General features: G+C 53.7%; 18 protein-coding genes. 10 read left to right on the forward strand and 8 right to left on the reverse strand.

The genetic code is table 11. The features are described 5' to 3' along the window. The first annotated feature begins 84 nt into the window (after positions 1-84). Positions 85-894 carry a pentapeptide repeat-containing protein gene (locus KV190_RS00675; protein WP_460194128.1) on the forward strand — a complete coding sequence of 270 codons (810 nt, stop codon included), beginning with the start codon at positions 85-87 and terminating at the stop codon, positions 892-894. Here the strand turns inward: KV190_RS00675 and hisB are convergent. Next, entirely contained in the window at positions 891-1,523 is a 633-nt protein-coding gene (gene hisB, locus KV190_RS00680) for an imidazoleglycerol-phosphate dehydratase HisB (protein WP_460194129.1), read from the reverse strand. The genes KV190_RS00675 and hisB overlap by 4 nt on opposite strands. Positions 1,524-1,529: 6 nt before the next feature. Beyond that, positions 1,530-2,150: a hypothetical protein gene (locus KV190_RS00685; protein WP_460194130.1), complete on the reverse strand. Its 621-nt coding sequence runs from the start codon at positions 2,148-2,150 to the stop codon at positions 1,530-1,532. Between the two features lie 127 nt (positions 2,151-2,277). Here KV190_RS00685 and KV190_RS00690 point away from each other — a divergent pair, with 127 nt between their 5' ends. Together KV190_RS00690 and KV190_RS00695 are read left to right on the forward strand one after the other, a co-directional pair. Beyond that, positions 2,278-3,192 (forward strand): cell division protein FtsQ/DivIB, encoded by a 915-nt coding sequence (locus KV190_RS00690; RefSeq protein ID WP_460194132.1) that lies wholly within the window; start codon positions 2,278-2,280, stop codon positions 3,190-3,192. Between the two features lie 49 nt (positions 3,193-3,241). Further along, on the forward strand, positions 3,242-3,973 hold the full coding sequence (locus KV190_RS00695) for a peptidylprolyl isomerase (RefSeq protein ID WP_460194133.1): 732 nt from the start codon (positions 3,242-3,244) through the stop codon (positions 3,971-3,973). Here the strand turns inward: KV190_RS00695 and KV190_RS00700 are convergent. Next, the gene (locus tag KV190_RS00700) at positions 3,933-4,469 is read right to left on the reverse strand and encodes a DUF2062 domain-containing protein (protein ID WP_460194134.1); all 537 of its coding nucleotides are present in this window, start codon (positions 4,467-4,469) and stop codon (positions 3,933-3,935) included. The genes KV190_RS00695 and KV190_RS00700 overlap by 41 nt on opposite strands. Before the next feature lie 78 nt (positions 4,470-4,547). Further along, positions 4,548-5,723 carry an MFS transporter gene (locus tag KV190_RS00705; RefSeq protein WP_460194135.1) on the reverse strand — a complete coding sequence of 392 codons (1,176 nt, stop codon included), beginning with the start codon at positions 5,721-5,723 and terminating at the stop codon, positions 4,548-4,550. 345 nt (positions 5,724-6,068) lie between these two features. On the opposite strand from KV190_RS00705, the gene KV190_RS00710 reads away from it, so the two are divergent. Next, positions 6,069-7,472: a BCD family MFS transporter gene (locus tag KV190_RS00710; protein ID WP_460194136.1), complete on the forward strand. Its 1,404-nt coding sequence runs from the start codon at positions 6,069-6,071 to the stop codon at positions 7,470-7,472. Positions 7,473-7,478: 6 nt separating this feature from the next. Here the strand turns inward: KV190_RS00710 and KV190_RS00715 are convergent, their stop codons facing one another. Then, positions 7,479-8,729, reverse strand: coding sequence for a hypothetical protein (locus KV190_RS00715; RefSeq protein WP_460194137.1), 1,251 nt, complete (start codon positions 8,727-8,729; stop codon positions 7,479-7,481). A gap of 295 nt (positions 8,730-9,024) precedes the next feature. Next, complete coding sequence (locus KV190_RS00720) at positions 9,025-9,429, reverse strand: hypothetical protein (RefSeq protein WP_460194138.1); 405 nt, start codon at positions 9,427-9,429, stop codon at positions 9,025-9,027. Positions 9,430-9,568: 139 nt separating this feature from the next. Between KV190_RS00720 and KV190_RS00725 the strand changes: the two genes are divergently transcribed. The 3 genes from KV190_RS00725 (at position 9,569) to cobA (ending at position 11,554) form a co-directional block, all read left to right on the forward strand. Next, positions 9,569-10,009: a DUF29 domain-containing protein gene (locus KV190_RS00725; RefSeq protein WP_460194139.1), complete on the forward strand. Its 441-nt coding sequence runs from the start codon at positions 9,569-9,571 to the stop codon at positions 10,007-10,009. 89 nt (positions 10,010-10,098) lie between these two features. Next, positions 10,099-10,740: an L-threonylcarbamoyladenylate synthase gene (locus tag KV190_RS00730; protein ID WP_460194140.1), complete on the forward strand. Its 642-nt coding sequence runs from the start codon at positions 10,099-10,101 to the stop codon at positions 10,738-10,740. A 52-nt stretch (positions 10,741-10,792) separates the two neighbouring features. Continuing rightward, positions 10,793-11,554: a uroporphyrinogen-III C-methyltransferase gene (gene cobA, locus KV190_RS00735; protein WP_460194141.1), complete on the forward strand. Its 762-nt coding sequence runs from the start codon at positions 10,793-10,795 to the stop codon at positions 11,552-11,554. Here cobA and KV190_RS00740 read toward each other — a convergent pair. After that, positions 11,534-13,420, reverse strand: coding sequence for a chloride channel protein (locus KV190_RS00740; RefSeq protein WP_460194142.1), 1,887 nt, complete (start codon positions 13,418-13,420; stop codon positions 11,534-11,536). The genes cobA and KV190_RS00740 overlap by 21 nt on opposite strands. 67 nt (positions 13,421-13,487) lie before the next feature. Then, entirely contained in the window at positions 13,488-14,168 is a 681-nt protein-coding gene (locus tag KV190_RS00745; RefSeq protein ID WP_460195190.1) for an NnrU family protein, read from the reverse strand. Positions 14,169-14,344: 176 nt separating this feature from the next. On the opposite strand from KV190_RS00745, the gene KV190_RS00750 reads away from it, so the two are divergent. The 3 genes from KV190_RS00750 (at position 14,345) to prfA (ending at position 17,238) form a co-directional block, all read left to right on the forward strand. After that, positions 14,345-15,391, forward strand: coding sequence for an AI-2E family transporter (locus KV190_RS00750; protein WP_460194143.1), 1,047 nt, complete (start codon positions 14,345-14,347; stop codon positions 15,389-15,391). A gap of 125 nt (positions 15,392-15,516) precedes the next feature. Next, complete coding sequence (rpsD, locus tag KV190_RS00755) at positions 15,517-16,125, forward strand: 30S ribosomal protein S4 (RefSeq protein WP_181495092.1); 609 nt, start codon at positions 15,517-15,519, stop codon at positions 16,123-16,125. Between the two features lie 18 nt (positions 16,126-16,143). Then, positions 16,144-17,238, forward strand: a complete 1,095-nt coding sequence (gene prfA / locus KV190_RS00760) for a peptide chain release factor 1 (RefSeq protein WP_149821148.1) — start codon at positions 16,144-16,146, stop codon at positions 17,236-17,238. Positions 17,239-17,243: the final 5 nt, after the last annotated feature.

The following is a 17,243-nucleotide window of genomic DNA, read 5'->3' on the forward strand; positions in this document are numbered from 1 at the left end:
GTTCATACTAACGCATTCTTTCGCAACCCTAGGTGAGCAGTCCCGTGGTTAAGATCATCAATATCCATGATAAGCCGTCAGAAAATGCTCGATTTAGACACCTGCTACCGGGTACTAGAGTTGGAGCCGGGGGCAACCCTCGAGGAAGTGAACCGAGCTTATCGGGATTTGGTGTTTATTTGGCATCCCGATCGCATCCCGAAGGACAACACACGGCTAATCGAGAAGGCACAAGAAAAAATTAAGCAATTTAATGAAGCGCGGGATCAACTGCGGCAGCATATTACCCGACACGGCAGCCAAACCTCCCAGCGGGCTGCTAGCCAGCGGCAAACCTATCGTTCCTCACCCCCACCCCCACGCTATCAATCCAATCCCTACACCTATCGCAGCTATCATGCGCCCCGTGAGCCGCAGCAAACCACGCAGCACACCTATAGTCAACACCACAACCATACCTACGGCACCTATCAACGCCAACGTACCGCAGCACCACCGCCCCCAGAGCCACCGCGCACGACGCCGCCCCACAAGGATATGTCAGGGGTCAATTTACAGGGAGCTAACTTGAGTGAAAAGGACTTTGAGGGGCGCAACCTCAGCCATGCCAATCTTAGCTATGCCGATCTCAGTGATGCCTTTTTGCACCGCGTGATTCTCCACCGTGCTAACCTGCGCCACGCCAATCTCTTTCGCGCCAATTTGCTGCAAGCGGATCTCAGCTATGCCGACCTACAAGAGGCCAACCTCATTGGTGCGGACTTGAGTGGGGCTGATCTGCGGGGTGCCGATTTACGGGGGGCAAAGATGAGCCAAGGCAATCGTCTCTTGGTTAAACTGACCGGGGCACGCCTCACGGGAGCAATTATGCCCGATGGGCACGTCCATGCCTAGGCTTGGATCACACCCTTAGAACTGGGAATTTGCTGACTGCGGCGCGGGTCAATGGCGATCGCCATGCGTAGGGCACGGGCAAAGGCTTTGAATGTCGCTTCAATAATGTGGTGGGAGTTAATGCCATCCAATTGGCGGATATGTAGCGTCATGCGACTATGGTTCACCAAGGCAACGAAAAACTCCCGCACCAGTTGTGTATCATAGGTGCCCACCCGCTGTGTCGGAATCTGCAACCCATAGCTGAGGTGGGGACGCCCCGAGAAGTCTAGGGCAACTTCCACCAAACTTTCATCCAAGGGTGCCACAAAGTGGCCAAAACGATGAATCCCCCGGCGATCGCCCAAGGCTTGATCGAGTGCCATCCCCAAGGTAATGCCCACATCCTCATTGGTGTGGTGGTCGTCAATATGGGTATCGCCGCTGGCCTGCACCCGCAAATCGACAAGGCCGTGGGAGCAAAGCTGATCCAGCATGTGATCGAGAAAGGGAATCCCCGTGTGATTGTCCGCTAGACCATTGCCATCTAAAGTGAGTTCAACGTGAACCTTGGTTTCTTTGGTCTGGCGATCAACCGTGGCTTGGCGCAATAGAGGCACGTGGCCATTACTGAGGAGAGAGTCATTCATGCAGGGTTACTGACGCGGTTGGGGATTGGCAGAGGTGGCTGGGGGTGGACTCGCCGCAGGCGTTCCGGAAGGAATTGCCCCTGTACGCGGGAAGGGCACATCCACAAAACCTAATTCTAGCAATTGCTGATAGGCCTTTTGTCCCAGTTCACGGGTGGGGTTTTGACTGCGGATAATTTCCACCAAAAGGGGCACGGCAAGCTCAGGTTGGTTATTGGCGCGATAGACCAAAGCCAGTTGAAAAGTCGCTTGATCTCGCAGTTGTGCTGCTTCTAGGGCACGGCGACGGTTGCTATCGGCAGCGGCAGTATCAATGCCCAAAAAGCTAGAGTTGAGGGACTGGTAAAAGTTCGAGAGCTGGTTCATCACCGTACGGGCTTCCAGCAGCTTGCGAGCAGCGACGGCATAATTTTGGCTATTGACTGCGGCGGCAGCCTCATCCATCAAGCGCTTGCCCCCCTCAAGGGTATAGATTGAAGAGCTGGGTGGGGGTGTGGGATTCACAATCTGGACATTGGGGCTAGAAGATTGATTCTGAGCAAACACCGCCCGAGGGAGTCCCCCCAGTAGTAACACCCCAAGGAGCAGCGATGATCTTGACCAGTGAGCAAATGTATTCAGGGGCATGGTGCGAAGCCTTTACTAAGATAGAGGCAGTCAAGCGGACAATCAACATCGCGTATCTTATCACCAAGTAATGACAGCCCGTGCAGGATCATAAGTTCCAATTTTCCTCAAGACTGAGGCCGTGGCCATGGTAAATCCCACCCCTCAGGGGACAACGACTCATGATGCCATTCGTGAACGGCGCCGCCAATTGCAAAGTAAACGCCGCTGGCGCCAACTGGCAGGGCTTTGGCGTACCAGTGTCCTCTTGACCTTAACAGGGGGGCTGGTTTGGGGACTGACGCTGCCGGACTGGGTTATCCGTCGCCCGGAGCAAGTGGTGATTCGTGGCAATCAACTGCTGAAGACGGAAGCGTTGCAGGCACAATTGCCCCTTGAGTATCCGGAGTCACTGTTGCGTTTGCGGCCACAGGAGATCATTCATGCCCTAGAAACAACGCTGCCTCTGCAACGGGTGACGATCGCCCGCCAACTCTTTCCGCCGACCCTGATTGTCGAAGTCCAAGAACGCAAGCCTGTCGCGGTCGCCACCTGCAATCAATGCTGGGTAATGAGTGCAACGGGGCAGCTTCAAGGGCCTGCCAGTCGTTGGTTGGTGGATGGCCTCGGATTTGTTGCCCCCCTGAGTAGCTATCAAGCCAGTGCCGTGAAGCCAATGCCCACACTCCAGTTGCAGGGGTATTTTGTACCCGTTAAGGATGCGCCACGCCCGCAGACATTGGCCGTGGATGGCGATCGCCAGCAGCAGTGGCAGCAAATTCACCAGATTCTCCAGCAGCAGGATTTACCGATTACTGGTTTAGATTGGCGCAACGAACAAAATCTAATTGTCCAAACTCCCCTCGCGCCGGTTCACCTTGGGGTCGTGCAGTGGCATAGTCCTACATTTAAGAAACAACTCAGTGCCCTAGCCAGCCTTAAGCAGTTACCCCAGTACTTGGATCCTCGCCAAATGGTCTTTATTGATCTGGTGAATCCCGATGAACCCTTGGTGCAATTGCGGCAACAGCCGACACAGCAACCCCTTCCCCGCAGCAATTAAGACACAACAGCACGGCATAATAGAACGGTTAGCTTGGAGTGGCTTGTCAATGAAACCCCTGAAGTTCGGCACAATACTGCCACGATTTCTGCCACGGTTGGTGATGGTGCTCGGTGTGCTTCTGCTGGTGAGTTGCGGGTCCCTCTCCTCAGTGGCTGACACCAGTTCAATTCCAGGAGCACAAAGCCCAACCCCTATGGCCAATTTACCTCGACTCAATGGCGATGCAACGGTCGTACTGACGGTCAACGATCGCCCGATTACGATTCAAGTGAAGGGGGATGCTGCCCCGATTACCGCTGGCAATTTTGTGGATTTAGTGCAGCGGGGGGTCTATGATGGCACGATTTTTCACCGCGTTGTCCGTGAACCCCGACCCTTTGTGGTTCAAGGGGGAGATCCCCAGAGCAAAGACCCCAGTGTGTCACCGCAACTCTACGGCACTGGTTCATTTATTGACCCCGCAACCAATCGCCCCCGCTATATTCCCCTAGAAATTCTTGGTCAGGGCAGTGACACCCCCACCTATAGCCAAGCCGGCAAAGTCTCACCCGTCCTGAATCATACGCGCGGTGCAGTGGCCATGGCGCGATCGCAACTCCCCGATTCGGCCTCAGCCCAGTTTTACATTGCCCTCGATCAACTGGATTTTCTGGATGGCAATTATGCCGTCTTTGGTTATGTTACCGATGGTATGGACGTGGTGGACACAATCCAACAGGGCGATCGCCTGCAATCCGCTAAGGTTGTGGCCGGTTTGGAAAATTTACAGCAGCCATAGCAGAACGCCGCCGAAAGCGTTGCCGCAGGGTGGGTAATAGCCGCAAACACAGGGCGTAGGTGAGGAGTCCGGCAATCACGCCCACCCAAACACTGCCAAAAATCAGAATCGTTGCCATTTGCCCCCCCTGTTCGAGGAGCTTTTCCCAAGATTGCCATTCACCAAACGATAGAGAAGGTTGCCCCATCAGCCACCAGCCCACCTGAAAGTTAAACCAAAACAGCGGGACATAGGTGAAGGGGTTGCTCACCCAAGTGGCAAGGGCGGCCAAGGGCTTATTTCCCCGCACGAGGAGCGCTACACTGACGGCAATGAGCATCTGACCCCCAAAGAGGGGGAGCATGCCAGCAAAGACCCCTGCCCCGAGACCACGAGCAATACTCTCAGTGCTACTGTGGGAGCGCATCAGGCGCAAATAGTGATAGCGGAGCGATCGTCGCCAAGCATGGAGCCAACGGGGCTGTCGAGAAGGCTGGGGAAAAGACAACCGCATCATAGGTGAGCTTCGAGAGGGGTCAAAGGTTGCAAGAATGGGGGAATGAAGGTCTTTGCTTAGCAGTTTGACATATTTTGCTTAGAGAGTGCTAGGGGTCGCATCCTTGGGCTTGCCCAATCCCAGTGCCAAAAAGCCAAGGGCGATCGCCATCATCACACTGCTTTGCCAAGCGGGCGCCACCCCACCCCAGCGATCGAAGACCCACCCTGCCCATGCCGGGCCAGCAATCCCCGCCACACTTTGGAGCGATTGGCTAGCGCCAATAATTTTCCCCTGATCCTGATCCCGCACCCGATTGGAGATCACCCCCCGCAGGGAAGGCAACATGATCCCCACCCCAAAGGCTAAACCCACAACACAGCCATAGAGGAGTGGCACGCTGAAACTGCCCCCACTGGGAACAGCGGCAATCCCCAACAAGGCCAAGGCCACCAATAGCAATCCCCCCAAGCTCAAGCGCTGCTCACCAAAGCGAGGAATCAACGAGCGAATCAAGCCCGCCTGCACAATCGTACTCACCACGCCAATAATCACAAAAATGATCCCCGCTTGGGCAGGTCCCCAACTCAATTGCCGCTTCAAGAAGAGGACGAAGATACTGGTAAAGCCCGCAAAGGCAAAGTTGAAGATAAAAAAGGCCATGAGTAAGGCTTGGAGAGTGCGTTGATTAAATAGCTCCAACCACTGCTGCTGCAAGGCAAAGCTCTTGAGGGTCAGGGGCGATCGCTGGGCTACGGGCAATGACTCCGGCAAGATGAAATAGGCCAACACCACATTGACCAGTGCCAAAACAGCGGCAAACCAAATCGGCAACTTGAGATCAATGGCTGCTAGACTGCCACCAATGGCCGGCCCAAAAATGAAGCCAATGCCAAAAGCTGCCCCCGTTAAACCAAAGTTCTTAGCCCGATCTGCCGGGGCAGAGGTGTCGGCAATATAGGCCTGAGCCGTTGAAACCACGCCCCCCGTGAGACCATCAATAATGCGCGACACAAAGAGCAGCCAAGGGACCGTCGCCACAGCAAAGAGAATGTAGGACAGAGCAGTGCCGGCAATGCAAATCAGCAACACCGGCCGGCGTCCCCAGTGATCCGAGAGGGCACCCAAGAGGGGAGCAGCAATAAATTGAGCAGCAGCAAAGGCAGAAAATAACAGCGTCAGGCTCAACGCATCAAAGTTAAATCGCTCCACGAGGAAAGGCAAAATGGGGAAAATGAGACTCTCACCCAAACGGTCGATGACAATTGTGAGCAAAACAATGAATAATGGTGAGCGTAGGTTTATCCCCATTGATCTGATACGTCCTCATGTGATGGATGCCTGACCGGTACGGTTTTGACCCCCAGAAAAAGGCAGTACAATAAAAGACTACAACTTAACACAATACAGCCCTTTTCCCATCGATTGGACACCGCCCACAACATCCTACTGATGAGGTGATGCAACCCATGTCTGCTTATACGGAATCTTTGAAGCGATCGCTCTTTTTGACACTGATTGCCCTAGTTGTATCATTGACGATTTCCTTCTTGATGGCAATCTAAATTTGTCCTGAAAATCATTTATCATCCTCTATCAGTGATGTGAGTTGAGTGAGGTATGGCCACTCGTTCTGCCGCTGCACCCCCCCCTCTGCCCCTGTGGGTCATGTTTCGCTTAGGTCTCTTTCAGATGGGACTGGGCATGATGTCGATTCTGGTGTTGGGGGTGCTCAACCGCATCCTGATCAAGGAATTGGCGGTGCCGGCCACATTGGTGACCCTGACGATCGCCATGCATCAATTTGTCTCACCAGTGCGGGTGTGGTTTGGTCAACTGTCCGATGCCCATCCCATTGGCGGCTATCATCGCACGGGGTATGTTTGGGGTGGGGCTCTGGCCTTTACCTTGGTCACCTACGCCATTGTTCAAGTGATCTGGCAAGTGGGGCAAAGTTTAGATCAAGCGGGCTGGAGTCTGGTTACCCAAGGGTGGATTGGCCTATTGGGATTGCTCTTTGCCGCCTATGGCATTTGTGTCAGTAGTAGCTCCACCCCCTTTGCTGCCCTGCTGGTGGATGTCTCCGAAGAAGAGGATCGGGGCAAATTGGTGGGCATTGTCTGGTCCATGTTGACTGTGGGCATTGTTGTCGGTGCCATTCTCAGTAGTGTGCTGCTGCGGCAGTTGGAGCTAGATACCCCGATTGAACTCCTGCAACAAAGTGTCAATCGCCTCTTTTTAGTGGTCTTGACGGTGGTCTTTGCACTGGCGATCGCCAGCACTTGGGGGGTTGAGGCCAAGTATTCCCGCTACCATGTGCGCAGTCGTGCCTGTGACAACCCGGAAAACATTACCCTTGGTCGCGCCCTGAAAATTCTCACGGCCAACTCCCAAACGTGGCGCTTTTTTCTCTTCCTTGTCCTGATGACCTTGAGTTTATTTATTCAGGAGCCGATTCTGGAACCCTTTGGCGGTGAAGTTTTTGGTATGACGATCGCCGAAACCACTCGCTTGAATGCCTACTGGGGCATGGGCACCCTTGTGGGTCTCAGTTTCACGGGATTTTTGATTGTGCCCCGCCTCGGCAAGATCCGTACCACCACCTATGGCTGTTGGGGGGTGGCCTTGATGTTCTTGCTGCTGATCATCTCAGGCGTGACGCAGCAGGTGTGGCTCTTTCAGTTGCAACTCTTTCTCTTTGGCATTGCCGCTGGGGTGACAACGACCGGCGCCCTCAGTCTCATGCTGGACTTAACGGCGGCGGAGACGGCGGGGACATTTATTGGTGCTTGGGGCTTAGCGCAGGCCATTGCCCGGGGATCAGCGACTGTTGTCGGCGGCACGGCCCTTGATATTGGGCGTCAACTGTTTGGCGTGCCGATCCTCGCCTATGGCTTTGTCTTTTGTCTGCCAATGCTGGGAATGCTGGCCGCTGTCTTGCTTCTGAAACGAGTGGATGTCAGTCAATTTCGTCAACAATCTCAGGTGGCGATCGCCAAGGTCTTGGCTGAGGACTTGGAATAGAGTCACCTAACAACGGGCAAAGAAGGAAAAGTCCAACTTACCAAAGTGGGTGACATTGGCAATATTAAAATGCTCTAGACAATTCACTAGCCAGCGCACCTTGCCGCGACTAAAGGATTGATAGTGGTTAAACAGGATCGCAAAGCGTTTTTCGAGATAGGGTTTTACTTTCTTACTGAGGAGCACAACCTTGAGCAATAGGCCAATCGTTGCCGCTGTGCCGATGTTATTGAGCAAGTCAACAAAAACCAAATGGTTAGGATTTTGGGCACTATCCACCACTAAGTAGTTGAGGGTCTGGCTACAGGTGCGGACAATCGTAAATTCATTCAGAGGTTGTGGCTGCTGAAAGAGGGGCAGCGTTTCCAAATACTGGTAAAAGCGCTGGCGAAAGCGACCCCGTCCCACATCCGCTGTGGTGTCCGTCAAGTAGTGGAAGAAGGCATCCCGAAAGTCGTGGGTGGATTTCAGGCGTTGCAGCCGCTGCTGAAATTGACTGGCCAAGTCGCGATAGGTGTGGCGGCCATCCACCTTACCGACAAAGTGTTGAATCGAGGTTCTGACTTCCTCAGCAGAGAGCAAGGTGGGATTTTTCACCAGTGGGATATTGTTATGCCCCTGAGCACGGCGAAACTCACTCGTGAGGTATTGACTCAGGTTCATTTCAAACTGCTGAGTGGCCTTTTGCTGAAAGTCTTGAATGTAGCGCAGATCTTCGGGTGTCGTATCATCGCCCACTAGGCAGTGGTTGTAGAGGTAAGGGTAGCGGCGAATCAAGGTTGCCAGGGGGCGATCGCTATTTTGCTTAATTTGTGAAACGTCTTGGGCATCTTCTTGCAGAAATTGCACCATGCGCTGGAGCTTCTGAAAAGCCTCGCTCTCTAAATAATCCTTGAGGAGCAGCCGCAGCTTGCGCACAATTGGTGCCCGGCTCAGACCCCCCGCCGGCATCGCCACAGGTGTTTGCAGCATGGCCAGAAATTCGGGAACTGCCCCTTGGAGCAATGGACGCGACTGCCAGCGGTTAATCAAAATATGGCAGCAGCGGTTCATAAAGGGACGAAAATTGTCCGCCACCCGCGCCCCCGTCACAATGCGATCCATTGCCTCTTGAATCTGGCGATCGGGATAGGTATAGCCCATGAGGAAAAGGGCACGAAACCGCTCAATGACTTGCTGCGGACTCTCATGCTGCACACATTCCAGCAAGTGGTCGTAAATCAGTTGGTAGTCGTTTGCCTTCATCCAAGTATTCATAGGGGGGAATGCGCTCCTAAGCCACGCTGCTACCGACAGTGCTGGAATTCGGGGGCACAACTGAGAGGTTCTAACATACCTGCATCATAAAAGGCAACATATCGTTAACTTGTGATCGCAACCACGTTTTTTTCGTGATCCTAATCACAAGAATGACCTAGGTACCTTTGATCACTGACTAGCGCAAACGCCCTACTACTTTTTGATGATACGCAACAAGACAATCAATTGGCAACTGACTACAAAAGTTGGTGCCGAATTCTCTCCTCGAAAGCGTTTTTAGGGTTCGCGAGCATTAGCGCCCCTGATACCCCGAAAGCTGAGCCAGACCCTCTAGGGGATAGACCCCCTCATAGCGTTTACCGTTGATTTCCCATGTGGGATAGGCACGGATATTGGCCTGTTTGCACAGTTCTGGTTGGCCATTGGTACCGCGCGCATCGCACTCAATATAGTTGATGCTTTTGAAGGCGCTGCCAAAGAGTTCTTTTTGCTTCATGCAGGCGGGACACCAGTAGGCACCGTACATCTTGGCATTGATTTTCTTCAGGTGGTTTGCCAGCCCTTGGGGGGAAATGGTCTGACTAGTTCCCTGCGCCATGACCCTATCGGGAGATTGCAAAACAGGTAAACGGGGCACAAGGGCGATCGCCAGCCCCACACCCAAGCCAAACAGGAGATAGCGCAAGGAGTTTTTCATCGAGAACCATCCACTAACCCAATTCAGTGTACTGCATTCCACACAGTGCTAGAGCTAAAGACCGCGAGTACTGTCTTGGAGTTCCGCTATTCTGAAAATTGAATCTAAGAATAATGCTGGCACGCCTTCTCTAGCAAAAATGAAGCAGCAATACGACCAAGATTACAGTGCATGGATTGCAGAAACAGTGGCATTATTGCGAGAAGGACGATGGCAAGAGCTGGATCTGCCCCATCTCATTGCTGAGGTAGAGGACTTGGGCAAAAGTGAACGGCGCGCCATCAATAGCCAGTTAACTCGTCTGCTGCTACACCTCTTAAAGTGGCAATATCAACCCCAGCGCCGCTCCGATAGTTGGTTGGATTCGATCACGGATGCCCGCACTCAAATTGAGCTGACCATAGCTGATAGTCCGAGCTTGCGGCATTATCCAGCCAGCCAACTTGCCACAAGTTATGAGCGCGCTCGCCGCCAAGCAGCAGAGCAAACGGGTTTACCGCTGAGCACCTTTCCTGAAACCTGCCCTTATCCCCTAGAGATGGTTTTGACCCAAAATTGGCTCCCCGAAACGGACACTTAGCTCAAAACATTAGATGAGGTGCATTTGCCCCTGCTATTGCCGTTAAACTAAAACTACGTTATAGCGGCAGTGCCCTTGTAAATTTTTGAATGGCAGCGATTTTTGAGCTTCATCCGGTTAACCCCCAGCCCCGCACGATCGCCCAAATTGTTGAGGCTCTCAAAGAAGGGGCAGTCATGCTCTACCCCACGGATACGGTCTATGCCATTGGCTGCGACATGAACCACAAAGGGGCGGTGCAACGGGTACGCCAACTCAAGCAACTCTCGAACGATAAACCTGTCACTTTTTTGTGCTCTTCCCTTTCCAACATTGCCCAGTATGCCTATGTCAGCGATGCCGCTTATCGCCTCATGCGTCGGCTGATTCCGGGGCCTTATACCTTTTTGCTGCCGGCTACTAAACTGGTGCCCCGCCTTGTCCAAAATCCCAAACGCAAAACCACAGGGATTCGCGTACCTGACCACGTTGTGAGCCAAGCGCTCTTGACCGCCTTGGGGAATCCGATTATTTCCACCTCAGCACGACTGCCCGACGACGAGACCTATTATGTGAATACCGCAGATCTCTTCGATGCCTTTGACAAACGGGTGGATTTAATTATTGATACCGGCGAACCCCCCGGACAGCAAATGTCGAGTATCCTTGATCTCACCGTTGAACCCCCGCTACTGGTACGCAAGGGACAAGGGTGGGAAGCGCTACCGGCAGAACTGGTGACTGTGGATTGAACATTTCTGAATCCCATTGGTAGATAAGGAATTTCACGCAAAGGGTTAAGGCATGAATTCACCGCAATTAATTGGCAAAGTATATTTAGTGGGTGCAGGCCCTGGGGATGTGGGGCTACTGACGGTGCGTGCCAAGACGTTACTGGAGTGGGCGGATGTGGTGCTCTACGATGCGCTGATTAGCCCCGAAATTCTTAACTTGATCAACCCCGAAGCGGAAAAAATTCATGTGGGCAAGCGGCGGGGCAACCATACCCTCTCCCAAGCCGAGATTTGCCGCCTGTTGATTGAGTTGGCACAGCGCCATGCGGTGATTGTGCGCCTTAAGGGGGGTGATCCCTTTGTCTTTGGCCGAGGGGGTGAAGAGTGTCTTGCCCTTGTCGAGGCTGGCATTACTGTCGAAGTGGTGCCGGGAGTCACCAGTGGGGTGGCGGCGCCTGCCTATGCGCACATTCCCCTCACCCATCGGGATTTTAGTTCTTCGGTGGTCTTTGTCACGGGTCATGAGGCTGCTGGCCGCTATCAACCGCGTGTGAATTGGTCGGCTCTGGCTACGGCAGTGGATACAATTGTGATTTACATGGGACTCCACCATCTGGGGGAAATTGTGCCGCAACTGCTGGCAGGGGGGCGATCGCCCCAGACGCCCTTGGCCTTTATTGAATCGGGGACAACACCGCAACAACGGGTGGTGGTGACAACCCTAGAGCGAGCGATCGCCACCTATGACGAGGCACAGATTCAAACGCCTGCCTTGATTGTCATTGGTGAGGTTATTCACCTGCGCTCCCAGTTAGGGGGAAGTCTCCACTAGATCTGAAGAAACAGGTTCAGGTTCTAGGGGCAGCGACAGCATCGCCCGCTCTAAATAGGGCAAGAGCTTACGTCGCGTTTGATCCAGAGAATAGGCAAGGCGGATATTCTCTCTGGTGAGTAGGCCTAACACCCGTTGCGGGTTCTGGCGATCAACCACGGGCAACTGCCTTAAATCCCGCGCTGCCATGCGATCGAGGGCGTCCTTCAGCGGTTCATCCCCATAGGCCAGTAACAGGTCGCGCGTACAGACACTCCCCACCGTTTGCGTTTGATAGGCGGTTGTTTCCTGATCCGCTTCCCAACGGGTCAGCACCCGATTAATATCCCCAAGGGTGACCAACCCCATCAAGTCCTGCTGACTATCAGTCACAAAGGCACAGTAGGCTTTTTTTTCAATCAGTTGTAAGCCAGCTTCGACCACAGGCATCGCTTCGCTAAGAAACAGCACCTCCGATTGCATGGCTTCGGCCACAGAAAGATTGGGGGAACTTTCCTCCTGCTCCTCCTTCTGGATCTGAGCGCTGGGTGCCAATGCGGACAGCTCGCCCCGTTTTTGCACACTCAAACTATTCACTAGCCAGACACTCAAGCCCACCGCTGCCATCAGAGGCAAAATAATGCGATAGTCCCGCGTCATTTCAAAGAGCAGCAAAATAGCGGTTAAGGGGGCATTGACGCTAGCGGCAAGGACGGCGGCCATTCCCACGGTGGCGTAGGCGGCAGGAGCAGCAATACTGTTGGCAAACATCGGTAGCAGGATGGGCAACACTTGACCATAAGCGGCACCAAGGGAAGCTCCCAAAAAGAGTGCCGGTGCAAAGATGCCCCCCACTAGACCACTGCCTAAACTCACTGCTGTCAAGACCATCTTGGTCAGTAGCAGTATCAACAGCAAGCCGAGGGAAAAATTCACATCCCTGAGAATCGCTTCCACCGTTTCATAGCCAATGCCCAGCACTTGCGGCAAATACAGGGCAACAAGGCCAACGCAGAGGCCACCCACCAGAGGACGCAGCGCGAGGGGAATACGACCTAAAAACTGCATGGGTGGAATCTTCCCCTGAAAGACTTGGGGGAGCCACTGAAGTAACTGGGTATAGACAATGGCAACGCCGTAGGCCAACAGTCCCAAGCCCAAATACAAGGGCAACTCAAGGGAACTGCGCACCTCATAGGTGGGCAAATCAAACGCGGGTTGTGACCCCAAGCCAATTTGGGTAATCAGGGCAGAAATCACAGCGGCCAAAAGCACCACACTCACAGCCGTTGTTTCAAACGTGGTGCCCAATACCACCTCTAGGGCAAAGAACACGCCAGCGATCGGGGCATTGAAGCCTGCTGCCAAACCTGCCGCCGCCCCTGCACCGAGGAGCAACTTTTGCCGTTCTCGGGAAACTTTCAGCGCTTGACCCAAGAGAATGCCGATGTTGGCGCCCACTTCCACACTGGGCCCTTCTGGACCAAGAGACGCACCTGTACCAAGGGAAATCGCCGCCGCAAGGGTTTTGGCAATGGGGCGAATGAAGGGAATTTCCTTGCCCGCTTCTACAGCACCCATCAATGACATCAGGTTGGGACTAAACTCTTGGACAAACCAGCGGATGATCCCCACCAGCAAGCCCCCCAGAGCGGGAACACAGGCCAGTGTCCAAGCGCCCCATCGACCCATCAGCCCCATCAAGTCTTCAAGGGCCATGTGATGAATGGTCTCAATCAGGTAACGAAACAGCAGCACACTTAGCCCCGCACTGCCGCCAATGAGTACTGCCAAGACTAGTACGACGGTTTCCGGGGGCGGTTGCAATTGATTGAAAAGACGAGTGAGGCGAGATTCAGCAGCAGAAAGGGGGGAGAGGGAGGACACTGGTGGAAAAAAGTTGCCTGAAACGGGATAGTTCTAACTTAATTATGCGCAATTTCCAGTGGAGACGCTAAAAGGGCAAAATTTGCGGCGTGACACGGTAAAAGTAGGGATGCAGCCACCACAGCAAGGCGACAAAGATGGCCACTCCCCCATAGGCGGGGCGCAAAAATTCTTGCCACACCAGTTGTTGCTTGCCCTGCCAAATGGCTTTGAAGGGAATGATTGAGGTGCGGGCTTTCAGAGCAGTAAACGCTTCTCCATGCCGTGCGTACCAGCGGCGATCGCCATGCCAAACCCCAAAGCAGTGATGGGCAATTAGACCCAGGGAGGTCAGCAGTGTAAAGGACGTGCCCAACCACAGCGTATGCGCCACACACCAGATCACCTGCCCCCATAACTGCGGGTGGCGGGTAATGCGAATAATGCCCGTTTCGTAGAGGTGCACTTCTGGCTTTTGTACAGCGGCAATCTCTAGCAAGTTAAATGTGGCCGGATAAAGAAAGAGAAACGAGATCGCCGATAGCCCCCACACGAGCGCACCCATCCCCGGTACTCCTTGGAGTTGCCACAGTTGCACGCCGTCGTAGCGATGGGCCAAAAAGTAGAGAATCAAGATTGTCGCTAAGGGCAGACTCACTAGGGCGAAAAAAATGCGATAAAGGCGGGCACCCACACGCTTTTCTGCCCAAGGACGTAAGCTCGCCAATCCACTGTGGGCGATCGCAAACAAGAGCAATAGCCCCACCATGATCCACTGCGAACTGGTTTGCCAACTGTGCTGATCCACGCCGATCTACTCCGTACGATTGAAACCCCTTCCCATGATCCCAAAGGGTCAGACGCTTTGTAAAGTAATGTAAATAAGCTGGAAAACTCAGCCTATGAGCTATAGTCAAGGCGTTGAGGGCATCCGATCATCAATCTATGTTCAATTGGCTCGATCGCCTCGAAAACCGCCGCCTGTTGCGCCTGCTGCTGCTCTTTGCTCTTGGCTGGATTGGCGTACAACTTTTGCACTACTTTGCCTACGTCTTACTGATCTTTCTTTTTTCGGCCATTCTGGCGTTTTTACTCAACTATCCCGTGGGCTGGCTCAAGCGTTACTTGCCCCATGGTTTGGCAGTGACCATTGTGTTTCTCGGGACATTGGCACTGTTGATCGGCTTGGGGATTACCCTTGGGTTGGCGATCATTGGCCAGTTGCAGGACTTAATCACCAATTTGCCCAGCCAAATTGATCTGTGGATTGACTCCCTTGAGAGGATGCAGCAGTTTCTAGCGCGATGGAATCTAGACATCAATTTTCAGCAACTGGAGTCAGAATTACGCAACTTTGCCCTTGCGGGGATTCAGTTTGGCTTTGGTAAGCTTCAGTCCATCTTTGCCCTCTTCCTAGGCGGCATTATTGTTGCTGTGATTACCTTCTTTATGCTGCTGGAGGGGGAACGGCTATGGCAGTATCTACTGAGTTTTTTGCCCGACCCATGGCGCGATCGCGTGCCCCAAGCCTTAGAGCGGAACTTTTTGGGCTTCTTTAGTGGCCGTTTGCTTCTGTCTCTCTTCTTTGGTACCGCCACATTCCTTGTCTTGCTGGTGTTACGTGCCCCCTATGCCCTTGCCCTTGGGGCGATCGCCGGGGGCTTGGATCTCATTCCAGGGATTGGCTCAACGATGGGCATTTCCCTCATCTGCTTGATCCTGCTGCCCAAGAGTATTGCCCTGAGTGTACAAGTGCTGATTAGCTGTATTCTGCTGCAACAGGTGGAGGAAAATATCCTCATGCCCCGTGTGATGCGCAACTCCGTCAACCTGAATCCAGTGGTTTTATTTTTTTCCCTTTTGGTGGGGGCAACGGTTGCAGGTATTGTCGGTATTTTCCTTGCCATTCCCATTACGGGGACGATCGTTAGTTTGCTCGATCTCAAAGCCTTGCAGGCAAGCAGTGAGGCTGCCCCGAAATCCTCATCCTAGGGTTGCGATCGCCCCCATGCCCTTGATATACTAGGCAAGCTGATTAAGTTGCCCTCGGCAGATCAGTGTATTTTTTGCACATTTTTGGTTGGACACCATCATCACTGTAGGTTGGGTATAGTTGCATGGCTCGATATCGTGGCCCTCGTTTGAGAATTGTCCGTCGTCTGGGTGAACTGGCTGGTCTCACCCGCAAAGCTCCCAAGCGGAGCTATCCCCCCGGTCAACACGGCCAAGCCCGCAAAAAGCGTTCGGAATACGCCCTGCGCCTTGACGAGAAGCAAAAACTGCGCTTCAACTACGGGGTCTCGGAGCGGCAACTCGTGCGCTATGTGCGCAAAGCCCGTCGCGTGAGTGGTTCCACGGGGCAAACCCTTCTACAGTTGTTGGAAATGCGGCTGGATAACACTGTTTTCCGCCTTGGCATGGCGCCAACGATTCCAGCAGCCCGCCAACTGGTAAATCACGGCCATATTCTGGTCAATGGTCGCAGTGTGTCTATTCCCAGCTATCAGTGCCGGCCGGGGGATGTGATTACCGTCCGCGATAACGAGCGATCGCGCCGCTTGGTGGAAACCAACCTGCAAAATCCCGGTCTTGCCAATCTTCCCAGCCACTTGGAACTGGATAAAAGCACCCTCACCGGCAGAGTGACCGGTATTGTCGAACGGCAATGGGTGGCTCTCCAAGTCAATGAACTCCTCGTGGTTGAGTACTACTCCCGCAAAGTCTAGAGTATCGCCGCCCTTCCTATGGCAGAAGCCTATCTTCTGGAAAAACTCCGCACTGTCGAGCAAACCTTTACGGAACTGACCCGTCGCTTGGCGGATCCCGATGTGGCGGTCAACCCAACCGAATTTCAGAAGGTGGCTCGCTCCCGTGCTGCCCTAGAGGAGACGGTAAATGCCTATCACGAATGGCAGTCCCTCAATCAGCAACTGGTGGATGCCCGCCAACTGCTTAAAGAAGCGGTCAATGAGCCCGAACTACGGCAAATGGCTGAAGAAGAAGTCGCTGATCTCAGCCGCCGCATTGCCGAACTGGAGGAACGCCTCAAAATTCTGCTCCTGCCCCGCGACCCCAATGATGACAAAAACATCATGCTCGAAATTCGCGCCGGTGCGGGCGGTGATGAAGCGGGAATTTGGGCAGGGGATTTGGTGCGAATGTACTCCCGCTATGCCAAAAGTCAAGGCTGGCAGGTGAGCTTAGTCAGTGAATCTCTTGCCGAAATGGGGGGCTTCAAGGAAGCCATCCTCGAAATCAAGGGCGATCGCGTCTATAGCAAGCTGAAGTTTGAATCCGGTGTCCATCGCGTGCAGCGGGTACCTGTCACTGAGGCGGGGGGGCGAGTTCACACCTCTACGGCCACCGTGGCGGTAATGCCCGAAGTGGATGAAGTGGAAGTAGAAATTGATCCTAAGGACATTGAACTCACCACGGCGCGATCGGGGGGCGCAGGCGGTCAAAACGTCAACAAGGTGGAAACAGCCGTTGACCTCTTCCACAAGCCGACGGGTATTCGCATCTTCTGCACCGAAGAGCGTAGCCAACTGAAAAACAAGGAGCGCGCCTTCCAAATCCTGCGGGCGAAACTCTACGAAATGAAGCTGCGGGAACAGCAGGAAGCCATTACCTCAATGCGTCGCTCCCAAGTGGGTACGGGCGATCGCTCCGAAAAAATCCGCACCTATAACTACAAAGATGACCGCGTCACCGATCACCGTTTGGGACAAAACTTTAGCCTCAGCAGCGTCCTAGAAGGGGATCTGGAACCAATTATCCAAGCCTGCATTAGCCGTGATCAGCAGGAACAATTGGCGCAACTGGCTGCCGAACAAGCCTAGGAGGA

This window comes from Thermosynechococcus sp. FA-CM-4201 (assembly GCF_054689355.1).

Bases quoted from the DNA above. Each gene is read 5' to 3' on its own strand.
- KV190_RS00700 (WP_460194134.1), bottom strand. From the start codon at position 4,469: ATGATGCGGTTGTCTTTTCCCCAGCCTTCTCGACAGCCCCGTTGGCTC.
- rpsD (WP_181495092.1), top strand. From the start codon at position 15,517: ATGGCTCGATATCGTGGCCCTCGTTTGAGAATTGTCCGTCGTCTGGGT.
- prfA (WP_149821148.1), top strand. From the start codon at position 16,144: ATGGCAGAAGCCTATCTTCTGGAAAAACTCCGCACTGTCGAGCAAACC.
- KV190_RS00675 (WP_460194128.1), top strand. From the start codon at position 85: ATGCTCGATTTAGACACCTGCTACCGGGTACTAGAGTTGGAGCCGGGG.
- KV190_RS00750 (WP_460194143.1), top strand. From the start codon at position 14,345: ATGTTCAATTGGCTCGATCGCCTCGAAAACCGCCGCCTGTTGCGCCTG.
- KV190_RS00730 (WP_460194140.1), top strand. From the start codon at position 10,099: ATGGCAGCGATTTTTGAGCTTCATCCGGTTAACCCCCAGCCCCGCACG.
- KV190_RS00725 (WP_460194139.1), top strand. From the start codon at position 9,569: ATGAAGCAGCAATACGACCAAGATTACAGTGCATGGATTGCAGAAACA.
- hisB (WP_460194129.1), bottom strand. From the start codon at position 1,523: ATGAATGACTCTCTCCTCAGTAATGGCCACGTGCCTCTATTGCGCCAA.
- KV190_RS00715 (WP_460194137.1), bottom strand. From the start codon at position 8,729: ATGAATACTTGGATGAAGGCAAACGACTACCAACTGATTTACGACCAC.
- cobA (WP_460194141.1), top strand. From the start codon at position 10,793: ATGAATTCACCGCAATTAATTGGCAAAGTATATTTAGTGGGTGCAGGC.
- KV190_RS00745 (WP_460195190.1), bottom strand. From the start codon at position 14,168: ATGGTGGGGCTATTGCTCTTGTTTGCGATCGCCCACAGTGGATTGGCG.
- KV190_RS00685 (WP_460194130.1), bottom strand. From the start codon at position 2,150: ATGCCCCTGAATACATTTGCTCACTGGTCAAGATCATCGCTGCTCCTT.
- KV190_RS00690 (WP_460194132.1), top strand. From the start codon at position 2,278: ATGGTAAATCCCACCCCTCAGGGGACAACGACTCATGATGCCATTCGT.
- KV190_RS00695 (WP_460194133.1), top strand. From the start codon at position 3,242: ATGAAACCCCTGAAGTTCGGCACAATACTGCCACGATTTCTGCCACGG.
- KV190_RS00720 (WP_460194138.1), bottom strand. From the start codon at position 9,429: ATGAAAAACTCCTTGCGCTATCTCCTGTTTGGCTTGGGTGTGGGGCTG.
- KV190_RS00710 (WP_460194136.1), top strand. From the start codon at position 6,069: ATGGCCACTCGTTCTGCCGCTGCACCCCCCCCTCTGCCCCTGTGGGTC.